Below are 15396 nucleotides of genomic sequence, written 5' to 3' on the forward strand. Positions count from 1 at the left end.
CGCACACTGTATGCGGGTTTCCGTTAACCGTATGAACGGCCTTGGCCAAAAACGGATTTGATGGTGAGAAACAGGTAAGACGTTAGTCGCCGGGCAGGCACGCGCGCAAGCGCGAGCCTCCGACGTGTGGAGACCGCCTCCCTTGTATGTGGGGGGCGGTCTCCAACATCACCAGGGGGGGCTGGCGAAACGTCGGTGTTTCTTGATGAAGCCGGTTCAGGCCATGAGCGCGGCGTTGCGCAGCCGGGCGGCGGACCGGGCCAGGAAGAACGCCGCGAGCAGGGCGGGGCAGAAGCCCACCGCGCAGGCGGCGAGGACGGCTGCCACGGTCAGGCCGACCGGGGACACGACGGCGGCGGCGATGCCGGCCAGCGGAGTGACCAGGACGGGGGAGAGCAGCAGCAGGGCCGCCAGCCGCTTCTCCCGGCGGCTCCACTGCGTGGACCGCCAGACCCTGCTCGCGGCGATGACGGCGGCGGCCAGCGCGAGCGGGGGCCCGACGACCGGGACGAACGACAGCGGAACCGGCAGCACCGCGAAGACCAGGGTGCGGACGGTGCGGCCGCGGCTCTCCGGCTCCGGTCGGGTGCCGCCCTCCTCGTCGAGCGCGGCGTCGGCGATCCGCCGGGGGCTGCCCAACTGCTCCAGGACCCGCCGGACGGCGGCCTCGTCGGCGGGGTCGCACTCGGCGAGCGAGACCTCGACGTGCTCGCGCAGGTCCGCGAGCAGTTCGCGGCGGCGCTCCTCGGGCAGCGGGGCGGTGTACCGGGCGACCGCGTCCAGGTGGGCGCGGACCAGGGGGTGCTCGATGGGGTTGTTCACGGGGTCTCTCCCGGGGCCAGGACGTGGTCGACGGTTTCGCGGAAGGCGGGCCACAGCGTGGCGAACTCCTCCAGTGCGCTGCGGCCGGAGTCGGTGAGGGTGTAGTACCGGCGGGACGGGCCGCTGGCCGAGTCGCGCAGGAAGGTGTCGGCGAGGCCGGCCCGGCGCAGCCGGGACAGCAGGGGGTAGATGGTGCCCTGGCTGGTCGCCAGCATCGGGAACCGGCCGAGCTCCTGCAGCAGCTCCACCCCGTACCGGGGGCCGTCCCGCAGCAGCGCCAGGACGCAGTACTCCAGTACGCCCTTGCGCAGTTGCGTCGCCACCGGTCCGTCGGCCGTACCGGCGTCGCCGTCGTGGTGTGTGATGCCAGGTACCATGCGATGCAAGATAGCATGCGACGCCAGGTAGTGGGCGATCCGGACGCTGCTCGCGGCCGAGGGCCGCGGGAGCGGGGGTCACCTCACCCGGACGGCGGGTGGCAGCCGGACCGGCGCACGCCCCTCCACCGGGCCTTCCGACGGGCGCGACCGCCCCACCGCCCCTAGGGTCTGTGGTGCGTTGACCGTGCCGAGCGCCGGGGCGCACGCCGCCCCGCCGTCCGCCGGGGCGCGCCCGGTAACCCGAGAGGTGGACCGCTCCATGCACACCGTCGTCCGCGGCGCCGGCGCTTTCGGCCTGGCCGCGCTGCTGCTCGCCTCCGCCGCCGGCTGCCAGGGCGACGCCCGCTCCGCCGTCGAGCCCGCGCCGACCTCCCCGGCCTCCCCGGCCGGTTCGCCCGGTTCGCCCGCCGCGTCCGCGACCGGGCTCGCGGCCCAGCGGCTCGACTGGCAGGCCTGCCCGGCCCCCAGCCCCGCGCAGGGCAGCGGCACCGCGCCCGCCGGTGACTGGCAGTGCGCCACCCTCAAGGCGCCGCTCGACCACGGCAAGCCGGACGGCCCGACCATCGACCTGGCCATGATCCGGAGCCGGGCGAAGGACGAGAAGCACCGGATCGGCTCGCTGCTGTTCAACTTCGGCGGCCCCGGCGCCTCCGGCGTCGCCACGTTGCCCGCCCTCGCCGCCGACTACGCCTCCCTCAACGCCCGTTACGACCTGGTGAGCTTCGACCCCCGTGGGGTCGGTGCCAGCGCCGGGGTGAGCTGCCTGGACGACAAGGCGATGGACACCACCCTGGAAATCGACAACACCCCCGGGACCCCCGACGCGGTGAAGGCGCTGGACGCCAGCAACGCGCAGTTCACCGCCGCCTGCGAGCACAACTCCGGTCCGGTGCTGCCCTACGTGGACACCGAGAGCGCCGCCCGCGACCTCGACCTGATGCGGCAGGTGCTCGGCGACCAGAAGCTCTTCTACTTCGGCATCAGCTACGGCACCCAGCTCGGCGGCGTCTACGCGCACCTGTTCCCGCAGGAGGTCGGCCGGATCGTCCTGGACTCGGTCGTCGACCCGACGAAGGACCCGCAGCAGGCCGCGCTCGGCCAGGCCCAGGGCTTCCAGCTCGCGTTCGACAACTTCATGAAGGCCTGCGCCGCCGAGGAGGCCGCCGCCTGCCCGACGGGTGCCGGCGGCGTCGAGGGCACGGCGGCGGTCACGGCGCTGCTGCAGAAGCTGGAGCAGTCCCCGCTGCCCACCACCAGCGGGCGGCAGCTCACCGAGACCCTGGCCGTCACCGGGATCGCCGCGGCCCTGTACAGCGAGGAGACCTGGCCCGTCCTGGCCGCCGGGCTCACCGAGGCGATGCAGCAGGGCACCGGCAACACACTGCTCCAGCTCTCCGACGCGATGTTCGGGCGCGACCCGCAGGGGCGCTACACCAACCTGAGCGCCGCCAACCGGGCGATCAACTGCGTGGACGCCCGGCAGCGCTACTCCGACCAGGACGTCGAACAGCAGCTGCCGCAGTTCCGCACCGCCTCCCCGGTGTTCGGTCCCTACTCCGCCTGGGGCCTGACGAGCTGCACCGGCTGGCCGGTGCCGGGCAAGGCCGACCACCCGGACGTCTCCGCCGCCGGCGCGGCCCCGATCCTGGTGGTCGGCACCACCGGCGACCCGGCCACCCCGGTCGAGGGCGCCCACGCGATGGCGCAGCAGCTCGGCCCGGGCGTCGGCGTCAACATCACCCTCCAGGGCGAGGGCCACGGCGGCTACAACACCGGCGACCCGTGCCTGAAGCAGGCCGTGGACGCCTACCTGCTGGACGGCACCGTGCCGGCCGACGGGAAGACCTGCAGCTGAGAAGTGGCCCACCACGATGGTGATCGATTGGCCCTGGAAAGCGGTCCACTCGGCGCCTAGGCTCTTCACCGTGACCACCAAAGTCGATTTCTACTTCGATCCGATCTGCCCGTTCGCCTGGATCACCTCCCGGTGGATCCTGGAGGTCGAGCGCCACCGCGAGCTCGACCTCACGTTCCGGGTGATGAGCCTGTCCGTCCTCAACGAGGGCCGCACCGACCTGCCCGAGCGCTACCAGCGCCTGATGACCACCGGCTGGGGCCCCGTCCGGGTCTGCATCGCCGCCGCCGAACAGCACGGCGAGCACGTGCTGCGCGACCTGTACACCGAACTCGGCACCCGCCTGCACGACCAGGACCGGCCCGCCGACGACGCCGTCATCCGGGAGGCCCTGGTCGCGGCCGGACTGCCGGAGGAACTCGCCGCCGCGGCCGACAGCACGGCGTACGACGTCGCGCTGCGCAAGAGCCACCACGAGGGCATGGACCCGGTCGGCGAGGAGGTCGGCACGCCGACCATCCACGTCGACGGCGTCGCCTTCTTCGGCCCGGTGCTGAGCGCCATCCCGCGCGGCGAGGACGCCGTCCGGGTCTTCGAAGGGGTGCGTCTGCTGGCCGGCTACCCGAACTTCTTCGAGCTCAAGCGGACCCGGACCGGCTCGCTCGACTTCTCCTGACGGCGCCGCCGGCCCCCGCGCCGGGGCCGGCCGGTTCGTCCTGGACCTCCCGTCCGGGCCCTTCTCGCCCCACCATGGAGAGGAGGGCCCGGCGGCGGAGAGGCGGTGAGCGTGGATGATCACCCGAATCCGGCTGCGCGCCGCCCGCCACCCCGCGACCCCGCCGCCCCCGGGCGGGGGCCCCGAGCGGCCCCGCACCCCCGGCGGCCCGCCGCCCAAGCCGCCCGCGCCCGCGATGCGCCGCTGGCTGCTGCCCGTCGCCGTCCTGGTGACCCTGCTGCTGCTCATCCTGTTCTCGCGCTCCGGCTCGACCGGCGCCAGCTACGGCTACACCGACTTCCTCAACCGGGTCGGCGCCGGGCAGGTGAAGACCGTGGACATCACCGACACCGGCGGGGTCACCGGCACCCTCAAGGACGGCACGCACTTCACCAGCCAGATCCCGACCGCCCTGGACACCTCCCAGCTCAGCGGCGAGCTGGCCGGCCAGCACGTCGACGTCACCGCCAGCCGCAGCGGCGGCAGCTCGATCTGGTCCACGCTGCTGCTGTTCCTGCCGCTGCTGCTCTTCGGCGGGCTGTTCCTGTGGTCCGGCCGGATGGCCGCCCGCTCGCTCGGCGGCGGCCTGAGCGCCATCGGCCGCTCCCGCGCCAAGATCATCGAGGCCGAGCGGCCCGCCACCCGCTTCGCCGACGTCGCCGGGTACGAGGGCGTCAAGCAGGAGGTCAGCGAGGTGGTCGACTTCCTGCGCAGCCCCGAACGCTACGCCGCCGCCGGCGCCAAGGGCCCGCGCGGGGTGATCATGGTCGGCCCGCCCGGCACCGGAAAGACCCTGCTCGCCCGGGCCGTCGCCGGAGAGGCCGAGGTGCCCTTCCTCTCCGTGACCGGCTCCGGCTTCGTCGAGATGTTCGTCGGCGTCGGCGCCTCCCGCGTCCGCGACCTCTTCGACGAGGCCCGCAAACGCGCGCCGTCCATCATCTTCATCGACGAGATCGACGCCGTCGGCGGCCGCCGCGCGGGCGGCACCCGGCTCGGCGGCAACGACGAGCGCGAACAGACCCTCAACCAGCTGCTCTCCGAGATGGACGGCTTCGACCCGACCACCGGCATCGTCGTCATCGCCGCCACCAACCGCCCGGACGCCCTCGACCCGGCCCTGCTGCGCCCCGGCCGGTTCGACCGCCAGGTCACCGTCCCGCTGCCCAACCAGGCGGAACGGGCCGCGATCCTCGCCGTCCACGTCCGCGGCAAGACCCTCGCCCCCGATGCCGACCTGAACCGCATCGCCCGCGGCACACCCGGCTTCTCCGGCGCCGACCTCGCCAACCTGGTCAACGAGGCCGCCATCAACGCCGTCCGCGCCGACCGCGCCACCCTCACCGCCGACGACCTCGACACCGCCCGCGACCGCGTCCTGCTCGGCCGCCGGGACTCCTCCAACGCGCTGCTGCCCGAGGAGCGCCACGCCGTCGCCGTCCACGAGTCCGGGCACGCCCTGACCGCCGCGCTGTGCGAACACGCCGACCCCGTCGCCAAGGTGACCATCCTCCCGGCCGGCGTCTCCCTCGGCGCGACCGAACAACTCCCCGAAGCGGAACGCCACCTGTACACCGAGGGCTACCTGATCGACCTGATCACCGTCCAGCTCGGCGGGCGGGCAGCCGAGCTGGTGGTCTTCGGCGAGGGCTCCACCGGCGCCGCCAACGACCTCGCCCACGCCACCGGCGTCGCCACCCGGATGGTCCGCGAATTCGGCCTCTCCCCGGAACTCGGCCCGGTCGGCTACTCCAGCGGCTCCCCGAACTACCTCGGCGACGGCCCCGAGGACCTGTTCCGCCGCCCGTACTCCGAGCAGACCCAGCGCGCCGTCGACGAGGCGGTGGCCCGCCTGCTGCGCCGCGCCGAACGCCGCGCCGTCGACCTGCTCCGCGAACACCGCCACCACCTCGACGAACTGGCCGCCCTGCTGGTCGCCCAGGAGACCGTCGACGGCGCCGTCGTCCTCGACATCCTGCGGCACCCCGCGTAGGCGCTCGCCCCGGCCCGCCGCAGCACCGCCACCACCTCGTCGAACGCGTCGAACCCGCTGGTAGCGTCCAGGGCGGGCACCCACCGTGTCACCTTCACCCGGGAGTCGATATGACCGAAACCCTGTCCGCCGACCTCCAGCGGGAGATCGCCCGCACCCTACGGGTGGCCCCCGTCCCGAGCCCCGAGCAGGAGGCCGAGCGCCGGGCCGACTTCCTCGCCGACCAGCTCCGGGCGGCCGGCGCCCGCACGCTGGTGCTCGGCATCAGCGGCGGCGTCGACTCCACCACCGCCGGGCGGCTCTGCCAGCTCGCCGTCGACCGGCTGCGCGCCGCCGGACACCAGGCCGAGTTCTGCGCCATGCGGCTGCCCTACGGCACCCAGGCGGACGAGGCGGACGCCCGCCGCGCACTCGACTTCATCCAGCCGGACCGGACCCTGACCGTCGACATCAGGCCCGCGACCGACGCCGCCCTCGACGCGCTGGCGTCCGCCGGCCTCACCTTCGCCGACCGCTCCCACGAGGACTTCGTCCGCGGCAACGTCAAGGCCCGCCAGCGGATGGTGGCCCAGTACGCCGTCGCGGGCGCCACCGGCGGCCTGGTCGTCGGCACCGACCACGCCGCCGAGGCGGCCGTCGGCTTCTTCACCAAGTACGGTGACGGCGCCGCCGACGTGATGCCCCTGGATGGACTGACGAAGCGTCAGGTCCGCTCCCTGGCCGAGGCCTTGGGGGCTCCAGCGGACCTCGTCCACAAGACTCCCACCGCCGACCTGGAGACCCTCGCCCCCGGCCGCCCAGACGAGGACGCCCTCGGCGTCCCCTACGAGGCCCTGGACGACTTCCTGGAGGAGCGGCCGGTGAGCGAGGAGGTCTTCCGCACCGTCCTCGGCCACTACCGCCGCACCGAGCACAAGCGCCGCCCGCCCGCCACCCCGGCGTAGGGCGTGTCTTCAGGCCGGGTGGGGACACCACCGTCGGCAGCCCCGGTGACGACCCGGGCGGGGGCGTGGTTACGTACGGGGAACAGGCTTCGACATCGAAGGGGGACGGCGTGGACGAGGTGACATCGCGTCCGGTGGCATGGGTGGTCGGCGGTCGGGAGGAAGTCCGGGACGACGGCTGGGGGAGCGTCGGGGCGGTGATCCGGGTGGACGGCGCGCAGTTCGGTGAGGAGGCGCTGTACGGGCTGGCGGACTTCTCGCACCTGGAGATCGTGTACCACTTCGACCGGGTGCCGGCCGACAGGGTGGAGACCGGTGCCCGGCGCCCGCGCGGCAACCCGGACTGGCCGCTGGTCGGCATCTTTGCCCAGCGCGGCAAGAACCGCCCCAACCGGCTCGGCGTCTCGCGCTGCCGACTGGTCCGGGTGGAGGGCCTGGACCTGCACGTGACCGGGCTGGACGCGGTGGCCGGCACGCCGGTGCTCGACATCAAGCCCTACCTGGCCGAGTTCGGCCCGCGCGGAGAGGTCCGTCAGCCCGCCTGGTCGGCCGAGCTGATGCGCGCCTACTACGTCGCCGAGACGGACTGACGCACGGACGGGTCGGCGCCGGTTGGGGTGAGGAGTTCACGCCGGGGAGGTCGCGGACACCCTGGTGGGCCGTGCCGGCACCCCCGCCGACGTCGCCGAGACGGGCCCCAGGGGCGGGCGGTCAGTCCCCGTCGGTGTCGGCGGCCGCGGTGGGGGAGCCGCCGGACTTGATGCCGAGCTTGGCCTCGGCTGTGGTCCAGTCGGTGGCGATGGCCTGCTGGGCGGCGGCGAGGGTGGCCTGGCCCTTGCAGATCGCGGTGTGCAGGTGCGTCTCCACCGAGTCCTTGGGGTTGTTGGGGCCCTTGCCCGGGACATGGCCGGGGGAGGGCGGCTGCACCCACAGGTTGCGCGGGTCGTTGGGGTCGCCGCCGAGTTGCAGGCTGATCAGGTGGTCGTACTCGGCGTCGCCCATCGGGCCGGTGTAGCCGTAGGACTTGGCGTTCTCGGCCTTCTCCTTGCCGGTGATGTTCGCCGGCGGGCGGATCGTCGAGGTGTAGCCGCCCGGCTTGCAGATGGTGTCGTTGATGTTGCCCTGGTTGACCGCCGGGCTGATCGCGCCCGGGGTGCACTTCGGGTCGGGCAGCGGCTGCTTGTCCGCGGTGTAGCGGTACGTGCAGCTGCCCGGCGCGGGCTGCGGCTGGACGTCGTAGGAGCTCTTCGGGCCGGCGCCGGTTACGATCGCCGCCGGGGCGGGCGGCGCTCCGGCGGCTGCGGCGTCGGCTGCGGGCGGGGCGTCGGTGGCGGAAGAGGCCGGGCCGTGTCCGGCCGGCCGGGCAGTGTGGCCGCCGCCGGACGAGCAGCCTGAGGCTGCGGCGAGCAGGGCGGCCACGGCTATGGCCAGGGCGGCGCGGGCGGGAGCCGGCACGGGTTCCTCCAGATCGGGGCGGTGGGGCGCGGGGCGGGCCGACGGACCTGCCGGTTGCCGCGCCAGCGGACACTACCGCCTGGAGGGGCCGAAGGGGTGACGGCACGTCCGGGCGCGGGAGGACCGCTCAGGGCGTGCGGAATCGTTGACCAGTACGGTCCCTGGGCCGTGCGCCTGGGCAGCCGAGACGGCCGGGTTCTCGGCTACGACGCCGTCCAGCGGAAGTTCGCCGGTGCGGTGACCCTGACCGGCTACGAGGTGGCCGAGGTGTACCTGGTCGGGCCCAAGGGCGACGGCTCGTCCCTCCGGGTGGTCGGCTTCTGACCGCGGTGCCGCTGCGGGGCTGAACCCGGCCCCGCAGCGGTGGGCCCCACTGCGTCGACGGGCCCTACTGCGTCGCGATCCAGTCCGTGACCAGCGTGTCCAGCACTCCCAGCGGCAGGCTGCCGTGCCCGATCAGCTGGTGGTGGAACTCCCGGATGTCGAACCGGGCGCCCAGCGACGCCTGCGCGCGCTCGCGGTGCCGGACGATCTCCCGGCGGCCGATCAGGTACGCGGTCGCCTGGCCCGGCCAGGCGAGGTAGCGGTCGATCTCGTTGCGGACGTTGGCCTCGGTGGTGGCCGTGTTGTCCCGCATGAAGGCGATCGCCCGCTCCCGGGACCAGCCGTAGTGGTGCAGCCCGGTGTCCACGACCAGGCGCACGGCCCGCAGCGCGTCGAGCGACAGCATGCCGAAGCGGGAGAGGTCCGAGCTGTACAGCCCCATCTCGTCCGCGAGCCGCTCGGTGTACAGGCCCCAGCCCTCGACGTGGGCGGTCAGCTGGCCGCTCGGCCGGCGCCGGAACTCCGGCAGGTGGTGCAGCGTCTGGGCGACGGCGATCTGCAGGTGGTGCCCGGGCACGCTCTCGTGGAAGGCGATCGCCTCGTACTCGTACCTGAACCTGGTCTGCGGGCGCAGCGTGTTGATCCAGTGGGTGCCGGGCAGGCCGCCCGGGCCCGGCGGCTGGTAGTAGGCCAGTGGCCCGGTCTCCGCCTCGATCGGGTCGATCTCCCGGGTCACGCAGTCGGCGATCGGGTAGGCCCGGAAGTAGTCGGCCGAGGCGCGGCGGGCGCGCTCCAGCGCCTCGTCGACCAGGGTGATGATCTCCTCGGCGCTGTCGAAGCGCAGCGCGCGGTCCTCCCGCAGCGCGGCCAGCACGGCGTCGGGGCCGGTGATGCCGAGCACCTTGCCGCCCAGCTCGGCGAACTCCGCGCGCAGCTGCGCCAGGGTGTCCAGGCCGATCCGGTGGACCTCCTCCGGGGTGAGCCCGGGCCGGGTGTAGCGCGTGACGGCGTCGGCGTAGCCCTCGGTGCCGCCGGGCACGTGACAGACCCCGGCCCGGTCGTCCGGCCGGGCGTCCGCGGCCAGCCGCTGGGCCAGGCCGGCCCGGTAGCGGGCCACGGCCGGGCGCACGCCGTCGCGGACGATCACCTGGCCCCGGTCGAACTCCGGGCGGCCGTGCAGCGCGCGCAGCAGCTGGTCGTCGTCCGGGCCGGTGACCAGGTACGCGTCGAGCTGGTCGAGGGCGGCGTCGACGCCGCTGCGCAGTGGCGTGCGGCCCTCGGCCGCAGCGTCCAGGTGGAGCTGCAGGGCGGCGTCGAAGTAGCCCGGCAGGCCGGCCAGCCGCTCCAGGTACGCGTCGGCGCCCTCCTGGTCGACGGAGGTCATGGCGAGCGAGGTGAAGGCCTCGTTCTGCGGTGCGGTGATGGTCGCCGAGATGCTGAAGTCGCCCAGCCCGTGGGTGATCCGGCCGGTGCCGTTGTCGATCAGCCGCCCGAGCACGCGGTGGGTGACCAGGTCCTCGCCGGCCAGCGCGTCCACCGGGATCGCGGCCAGTCGCGCCCCGAAGCCCGCCAGCGCGTCCCGGTGGCGCAGCGCGGACGCGCGGGACGGGTCGGGCACCTCGTGGGCGTAGCCCTCGACCCCGCTCAGCGTCGCGTCGAACGGGGCGTGGGCGTTCTCGGCGGCGAAGTACTCCTCGGCCAGGGCGGCGAGTGCGGTGGGGGCGGTGAGCGCGGCGGGTCGGTCGTGGTGCGGTTGGTCGGTCATGCGCGCTCCCCGGTCCGGTGTGGTCAGAGTGACGAGGGTTGCCTGGGCGCCCCGGTGGCGCCGATTATTCGGAGTCGGCGGCGGCGCGGTCAATACGCGGCGCGGAGAAAGGGGTTCTCCCCGGCGCCCGGTGGCGCCGCCGCCGACGCCCCGTCAGCGGTAGCCCTCCGGCGCGGCCGGCTTGCCCGCGTCCTGCACCTCGACCAGGTAGCGCCAGCAGTCCGGCCGGCTGCCGTCGCGGTCGGTGAAGCCGTACTCCAGGGCCAGCTGCCCGCTGGACACCGACCCGCCGTTCCAGCGGGAGACCTCGGGGTCGGCGGCGAGGGCGGCGACCGCCCGGCCGACGAAGTACGGGCTCTCGGAGATGCCGAAGTGCGGCTCCCGGGCCACGGCGTCGCGCCAGTTCTCCTCGGTGACGCCGAAGTGGCCCAGCATGATCTCCGAGCGCATCCAGCCGGGCGTGAGCGCCAGGGCGGTGGCGCCGCGCGGACCCAGCTCGTGGCCGAGAGCGAAGGCCATCCGCAGCACGGAGGCCTTGGCGAGGTCGTAGAAGAACGAGTTGCGGTAGGTGTCGCGGTTGTACTCGGCGGTGCCGTCGGTCATCTCGACGACCAGGCCGCCCGGGCGGCGCAGCAGCAGCGGGAGGGCGTGGTGGCTGGTGACGGCGTGCGTCTCCACCGCGAGGCGGAGCAGCCGCAGGCCGTCGTCCAGGTCGTGCTCCCAGACCGGGACGTTCCAGCCGAACAGGTTCTCGCCGCCCCAGATGTCGTTCACCAGGACGTCCAGCCGGCCCTGCTCGGCGTCGATCCGCTGCACCAGGGCGGCCACCTGGGACGGGACCAGGTGGTCGGTCGGCACCGCGATGCCCCGGCCGCCGGCCGCGGTGACCAGGTCCGCGGTGTCCTCGATGGTCTCCGGCCGGTCGTACTCCGAGCGCTTCTCGCGGGTGCTGCGCCCGGTCACGTACACCGTCGCCCCGGCGGCGCCCAGCTCCACCGCGATGCCCCGCCCGGCCCCCCGGGTCGCCCCCGCGACCAGGGCGATCCGACCGTCCAGCACTCCCGCCGCCCCTGTTGCCCCTGCTGTCTGTGCCATCCGCAAGCTCCCTGTCCGCATGTCCGCCGACGACTGTGCCGACGCCCGTGGAACGGACGTCGGCACCAGCCTTGCGCAGGGGTCTGACAATCGGGCCCGGCCGGCGGCCGGAGCGCGCGGGTCAGCCGGCCTTGGCGGCCTTGGCAGCCTTGGCGGCAAGCGCCGCGGCGTCCTTCTCCTGCTTCTCCTTGATCCGGGCGGCCTCCTTGCGGACGTCCACCTGGTTGGCGCGCTCGTGCTGCAGCCAGAGCGGGTTCTCGGCCTTGACGGCCTCGATCTGCTCGGTGGTGAGCGCCTCGGTCACGCCGCCGCGGGCCAGGCCGGCGATGGAGACGCCGAGCTTGGCGGCGACCACCGGGCGAGGGTGCGGGCCGTTCTGGCGCAGCTCCTGGAGCCACTGCGGCGGGTCGGCCTGAAGCGCGTTGAGCTCCTCGCGGGAGACCACACCCTCCTGGAAGCCGGTCGGCGCCGCGTCGAGGTAGATCCCCAGCTTCTTGGCGGCGGTGGCCGGCTTCATGGTCTGGCTGGTCTTCTGCTTGAGCGATGTCATGGTGACAAGGGTAAGGGAGTGCGCGGGCGCTCCCGGTCACGGTCGGTAGCCTTGCCCTGTGACAGACATGCAGGTGAACCCGTCCTTCCGGCTCGCGTACGTCCCGGGCGTGACCCCCGGCAAATGGGTCCGGGTGTGGTCCGAGCGGCTCCCGGACGTGCCGCTCGACCTCCTCGCCGTCCCGGCCGGGGACGGCGAGGCGACCCTGCGCGAGGGCACCGCGGACGCCGGGCTCGTCCGGCTGCCCGTCGACCGGGACGTGCTCAGCGCGATCCCGCTCTACGCCGAGACCACCGTCGTGGTCTTCCCCAAGGACCACTGGCTCGCGGCCGCCGAGGAGGTCGCGCTCGGCGACCTCGCGGAGGAGGTGGTGTTCCACCCGCTCGACGACACCCTCGGCTGGCCGGGCGGGCTGCCCGGCCGCCCGGCGATCGAGCGCCCGGCGAGCACCGCCGACGCCGTCGAGCTGGTCGCGGCCAACGTCGGCGTGCTGCTGGTGCCGCAGTCGCTGGCCCGGCTGCACCACCGCAAGGACCTCACCTTCCGGCCGGTCGCCGAGGCGCCGCAGTCCCAGGTGGCGCTCGCCTGGCTGGAGGAGCGCACGACGGACCTGGTCGAGGAGTTCATCGGCATCGTCCGGGGCCGCACGGTCAACAGCTCGCGCGGGCGCGGCGCCCAGCCGGCGGCCGAGCCCCAGAAGGCCGCGGCGCCGCGCAAGTCCCAGCCGCAGAAGTCCGGCCAGCAGAAGGCGGGTCAGCACAAGGGCGGCCAGCAGAAGGGCCGGCCGAAGCCCGCGGCGGGCGGCCGGGGTGCGGCCGCCGCCAAGCGCGGCAAGCCGAAGCGCCGCTCCTAGTCGGAAGCCCGGGTTCGTCCGGGTGCTGGCCGGGGCCCGGCGGGGCGCGTACCGTCGGGCCCGGGCGCTGCCCGCCCCGTCCGGCCGAGGGGTTGAAGGAGCGGGGCCATGTGGCACGACCTGGTGATCGTCCAGATTCCGATCGTGGAGAAGATCCTCCGCACGATCGCGGTCTACGCCCTGATCCTGATCCTGTTCCGGATCGCGGGAAAGCGCGGGCTGGCGGGCCTGAACACCTTCGACATGGTGGTCATCTTCCTGCTGTCCAACGTGGTGCAGAACGCGATCATCGGCAATGACAACAGCCTGCTCGGCGGCGCCATCGGCGCGGTCACCCTGATCGCGGTGAACGCCGCCGTCACCCGCTGGCTGGCCCACGACCCGCGTGCCGCCCGGCTGTTGGAGGGCACCCCGACCACCGTGGTGCGCGACGGCAAGCTCGTCCCGGGCGCGCTGCGCGGGCTGGCGCTGCGCGCGTCCGAGATCGAGCACGCCGTCCGCGTCCAGAACGGCGACACCATCCGCGACGTCGCGGTCGGGCGGCTGGAGCCCGACGGCCAGCTGGTGATCACCCTCAAGCCCGCCGAGCAGAGCGCCACCCGCGGCGACGTCGAGGACCTGCACCGACGGTTGGAGGCCATCGAGCGGCTGCTCACCACCCTGGCGGCCGACCGGCGCAGCGAGGACTGACCCGGCGGCCACCCCAGAGGTCTGGGATGGGAACGGCCGCACCCGGCCCGGCAAAATTGGCGTAGACCACTTCCGTCCACGCTCGCCGGACCGCCGTCCGGCCGGAGGAACGCATGCTGCGCAGACTCTCCTGGATCCCGGCCCTGACGGCCGTCCTGCTCGCCCTGGTGGCCGGGCCGACGGCCGGTACGGCATCCGCCGCGACCGAACGTGAATTCCTCCAGGGCTACGGGCAGTTGGTGCCGCTGCCGGCCTCGGTGACGCCGGCGCAGCAATGCGTCGAGCGGCGGCTGTTCCTGGACGCCGGCACGTACGCCTGGAGCTTCGGCACGCCGGGCGGCAACGTGCCGTCCCAGGACGTCCAGCTCTCCTCGGGCTGGTTCCGCTGGACGATCTGCGTGTACCCGCGGGCGTCCGTCTACGGCGCGACCACCTGGCTCGACCCGGAGACCCCCGGCCAGCCGCACCTGGAGCGGACCACCAGCTTCGACGTCACCTTCGCCTACACCTACACGTGGGACTCCATGCTCTACCGCTGGCAGGGCGTCCCCCGCCCGCCGCGCACCATGTGACGCATCGTCGGGCAAGGCTCCCGTCCGCCGCCCGCGCGGGGCGGGAGCCCCGGTCACCACGGCCGGCGGGCGAGGGTGGCCGTGAAGGGGCGGGGGGACAGCGAGGAGCTGCGGGTCGGGCGGACCGGGCGGCCGGGGGTGGGGGTGACGGTCCAGCGGGCCGCGATGGTGGCGATGGCGAGGGCGGCCTCGGTGGTGCCGAACACGTCGCCGATGCAGCGGCGGGGGCCGAGGCCGAAGGGGGCGTAGGTGCCGGGGGAGGGGCGGGTGTTGGTGAGCCAGCGGTCGGGGTCGAAGCGGGCGGGGCAGGCGAAGACGTCGGCGCGGCGGTGCAGCAGGTACGGGCTGAACAGGATGGTCGCGCCGGCCGGGACGCGGTGGCCGCCGAGTTCGGCGTCGGCGGCGACGACGCGGCTGAGGATCCACACCGGCGGGTAGAGCCGCAGCGTCTCGGTGACCACCCGGGCGGTGAGCGGCAGGGCGGGCAGGTCCTCGTGGCGGGCGGGGCGGCCGTCGAGCACGGTGTCCAGCTCGGCGTGCAGGCGGTCGCGGATGGCCGGGTGGGCGGCGAGCAGGGTCCAGGCCCAGGAGAGGGTGGCGGCGGTGGTCTCCATGCCGGCGAGCAGGAAGGTGACCACCTGGTCGTGGATCTCGGCGTCGGTGAGCCCCCGCCCGTCCTCGTCGCGGGCGCTGAGCAGCATGGACAGCAGGTCGTTGTGGTCGGTGCCGGCGGCGCGGTAGTCGGCGATCAGCCGCCGGGTGACCTCCTTCAGGTCCTGCCGGGCGCGGCGGAAGCGGCGGTTGCCCGGGGTGGGGATGCGGTCGGCGCCGGGCAGCGGCATCATGACGCGCCGGCCGACGCCGCGGGTGATGACGTCCATGCTGTCGTGGACGGGCAGCGCGCCGGCCCGCTCGTGGGCGGCGAACAGGCAGCGGGCGGTCACCGCGGTGGTGAGGCGGTACATCGCGGCGGGGACGTCGACCACGTCGCCGTCGCTCCAGGAGGCGGTGGTGCCGGCGATCTCCTCGGCCATCATCGCGGCGTAGCCGGGCAGTCGGTCGCGGTGGAACGCGGGTTGCAGCATGCGGCGTTGGCGCCGGTGCGCCGCGGCCGGGCAGGTGGCCAGGCCGTCGCCGAAGACCTCGCGGGCCTTGTCGAGGACGAGCCCGCCCTTGTCGTAGGTGCGGTCCTCGGTGAGCAGTTGGCGGACCAGCTCGGGGTGGCAGGCGACGTACGCGTCCAGCGGGCCGAGCCGCAGCCGGACGAGGTCGCCGTGGGCGGGCAGGCCGGCGACGAACTCCAGTGGCCGGCGGACGAAGGCGGGGGCGTGGCCGAGCAGGGGGAGGGCGCCGGGGGCGGTGGCCGAGGTGTACTGGGTGGGCACG

General features: G+C 74.1%; 16 protein-coding genes. 9 read left to right on the forward strand and 7 right to left on the reverse strand.

Going from position 1 to position 15396, the window contains the following annotated elements; translation table 11 throughout:
* Nucleotides 1-216 precede the first annotated feature (216 nt).
* Together ACIOGZ_RS13455 and ACIOGZ_RS13460 are read right to left on the reverse strand one after the other, a co-directional pair.
* On the reverse strand, nt 217-822 hold the full coding sequence (locus ACIOGZ_RS13455) for an HAAS signaling domain-containing protein (protein ID WP_400985972.1): 606 nt from the start codon (nt 820-822) through the stop codon (nt 217-219).
* The gene (locus tag ACIOGZ_RS13460; protein WP_400985974.1) at nt 819-1199 is read right to left on the reverse strand and encodes a PadR family transcriptional regulator; all 381 of its coding nucleotides are present in this window, start codon (nt 1197-1199) and stop codon (nt 819-821) included. The genes ACIOGZ_RS13455 and ACIOGZ_RS13460 overlap by 4 nt, the downstream gene beginning before the upstream one ends.
* Nucleotides 1200-1461: 262 nt before the next feature.
* Here ACIOGZ_RS13460 and ACIOGZ_RS13465 point away from each other — a divergent pair, with 262 nt between their 5' ends.
* The 5 genes from ACIOGZ_RS13465 to ACIOGZ_RS13485 all read left to right on the forward strand — a co-directional run bounded on the left by ACIOGZ_RS13465 (nt 1462) and on the right by ACIOGZ_RS13485 (nt 7296).
* The gene (locus tag ACIOGZ_RS13465) at nt 1462-3057 is read left to right on the forward strand and encodes an alpha/beta fold hydrolase (protein ID WP_400985976.1); all 1596 of its coding nucleotides are present in this window, start codon (nt 1462-1464) and stop codon (nt 3055-3057) included.
* 16 nt (nt 3058-3073) lie between these two features.
* Nucleotides 3074-3733 carry a DsbA family protein gene (locus ACIOGZ_RS13470; RefSeq protein WP_400985978.1) on the forward strand — a complete coding sequence of 220 codons (660 nt, stop codon included), beginning with the start codon at nt 3074-3076 and terminating at the stop codon, nt 3731-3733.
* Nucleotides 3734-3848: 115 nt separating this feature from the next.
* Complete coding sequence (gene ftsH / locus ACIOGZ_RS13475) at nt 3849-5762, forward strand: ATP-dependent zinc metalloprotease FtsH (RefSeq protein WP_400985980.1); 1914 nt, start codon at nt 3849-3851, stop codon at nt 5760-5762.
* Between the two features lie 110 nt (nt 5763-5872).
* The gene (nadE, locus tag ACIOGZ_RS13480; protein WP_363585799.1) at nt 5873-6706 is read left to right on the forward strand and encodes an ammonia-dependent NAD(+) synthetase; all 834 of its coding nucleotides are present in this window, start codon (nt 5873-5875) and stop codon (nt 6704-6706) included.
* 119 nt (nt 6707-6825) lie between these two features.
* Nucleotides 6826-7296 carry an SAM-dependent methyltransferase gene (locus ACIOGZ_RS13485; protein WP_400807868.1) on the forward strand — a complete coding sequence of 157 codons (471 nt, stop codon included), beginning with the start codon at nt 6826-6828 and terminating at the stop codon, nt 7294-7296.
* 121 nt (nt 7297-7417) lie between these two features.
* Here the strand turns inward: ACIOGZ_RS13485 and ACIOGZ_RS13490 are convergent, their stop codons facing one another.
* Nucleotides 7418-8161, reverse strand: coding sequence for a hypothetical protein (locus ACIOGZ_RS13490; protein WP_363585798.1), 744 nt, complete (start codon nt 8159-8161; stop codon nt 7418-7420).
* 168 nt (nt 8162-8329) lie between these two features.
* Between ACIOGZ_RS13490 and ACIOGZ_RS13495 the strand changes: the two genes are divergently transcribed.
* Nucleotides 8330-8485, forward strand: a complete 156-nt coding sequence (locus tag ACIOGZ_RS13495) for a hypothetical protein (RefSeq protein WP_363585797.1) — start codon at nt 8330-8332, stop codon at nt 8483-8485.
* A 64-nt stretch (nt 8486-8549) separates the two neighbouring features.
* Here the strand turns inward: ACIOGZ_RS13495 and ACIOGZ_RS13500 are convergent, their stop codons facing one another.
* From ACIOGZ_RS13500 to ACIOGZ_RS13510, 3 genes are all read right to left on the reverse strand, one after another.
* Entirely contained in the window at nt 8550-10250 is a 1701-nt protein-coding gene (locus ACIOGZ_RS13500; protein WP_363585796.1) for a DUF885 domain-containing protein, read from the reverse strand.
* A gap of 153 nt (nt 10251-10403) precedes the next feature.
* Nucleotides 10404-11345 (reverse strand): SDR family oxidoreductase, encoded by a 942-nt coding sequence (locus ACIOGZ_RS13505; protein WP_363585795.1) that lies wholly within the window; start codon nt 11343-11345, stop codon nt 10404-10406.
* A gap of 121 nt (nt 11346-11466) precedes the next feature.
* A complete protein-coding gene (locus ACIOGZ_RS13510) occupies nt 11467-11895 on the reverse strand; it encodes a DUF5997 family protein (RefSeq protein WP_363624519.1) in 429 nt (142 codons plus the stop codon).
* A gap of 58 nt (nt 11896-11953) precedes the next feature.
* Between ACIOGZ_RS13510 and ACIOGZ_RS13515 the strand changes: the two genes are divergently transcribed.
* The 3 genes from ACIOGZ_RS13515 to ACIOGZ_RS13525 all read left to right on the forward strand — a co-directional run bounded on the left by ACIOGZ_RS13515 (nt 11954) and on the right by ACIOGZ_RS13525 (nt 14010).
* Nucleotides 11954-12748 (forward strand): LysR family substrate-binding domain-containing protein, encoded by a 795-nt coding sequence (locus tag ACIOGZ_RS13515; protein WP_363585793.1) that lies wholly within the window; start codon nt 11954-11956, stop codon nt 12746-12748.
* Between the two features lie 108 nt (nt 12749-12856).
* Complete coding sequence (locus tag ACIOGZ_RS13520; RefSeq protein ID WP_380491134.1) at nt 12857-13438, forward strand: DUF421 domain-containing protein; 582 nt, start codon at nt 12857-12859, stop codon at nt 13436-13438.
* 113 nt (nt 13439-13551) lie between these two features.
* Complete coding sequence (locus ACIOGZ_RS13525; protein WP_400985984.1) at nt 13552-14010, forward strand: hypothetical protein; 459 nt, start codon at nt 13552-13554, stop codon at nt 14008-14010.
* A 53-nt stretch (nt 14011-14063) separates the two neighbouring features.
* On the opposite strand, the gene ACIOGZ_RS13530 is transcribed toward ACIOGZ_RS13525, so the two are convergent.
* On the reverse strand, nt 14064-15395 hold the full coding sequence (locus tag ACIOGZ_RS13530) for a cytochrome P450 (RefSeq protein ID WP_363624514.1): 1332 nt from the start codon (nt 15393-15395) through the stop codon (nt 14064-14066).
* Nucleotide 15396 lies beyond the last annotated feature (1 nt).

It is taken from the genome of Kitasatospora sp. NPDC088160 (genome assembly GCF_044741445.1).
GTDB lineage: Bacteria > Actinomycetota > Actinomycetes > Streptomycetales > Streptomycetaceae > Kitasatospora.

Excerpts from the sequence above, each read along its gene's own strand:
- ACIOGZ_RS13505 (WP_363585795.1), bottom strand. The coding sequence starts at position 11,345 with ATGGCACAGACAGCAGGGGCAACAGGGGCGGCGGGAGTGCTGGACGGT.
- nadE (WP_363585799.1), top strand. The coding sequence starts at position 5,873 with ATGACCGAAACCCTGTCCGCCGACCTCCAGCGGGAGATCGCCCGCACC.
- ACIOGZ_RS13525 (WP_400985984.1), top strand. The coding sequence starts at position 13,552 with ATGCTGCGCAGACTCTCCTGGATCCCGGCCCTGACGGCCGTCCTGCTC.
- ACIOGZ_RS13500 (WP_363585796.1), bottom strand. The coding sequence starts at position 10,250 with ATGACCGACCAACCGCACCACGACCGACCCGCCGCGCTCACCGCCCCC.
- ACIOGZ_RS13470 (WP_400985978.1), top strand. The coding sequence starts at position 3,074 with ATGGTGATCGATTGGCCCTGGAAAGCGGTCCACTCGGCGCCTAGGCTC.
- ACIOGZ_RS13465 (WP_400985976.1), top strand. The coding sequence starts at position 1,462 with ATGCACACCGTCGTCCGCGGCGCCGGCGCTTTCGGCCTGGCCGCGCTG.
- ACIOGZ_RS13520 (WP_380491134.1), top strand. The coding sequence starts at position 12,857 with ATGTGGCACGACCTGGTGATCGTCCAGATTCCGATCGTGGAGAAGATC.
- ACIOGZ_RS13460 (WP_400985974.1), bottom strand. The coding sequence starts at position 1,199 with ATGGTACCTGGCATCACACACCACGACGGCGACGCCGGTACGGCCGAC.
- ACIOGZ_RS13510 (WP_363624519.1), bottom strand. The coding sequence starts at position 11,895 with ATGACATCGCTCAAGCAGAAGACCAGCCAGACCATGAAGCCGGCCACC.
- ftsH (WP_400985980.1), top strand. The coding sequence starts at position 3,849 with ATGATCACCCGAATCCGGCTGCGCGCCGCCCGCCACCCCGCGACCCCG.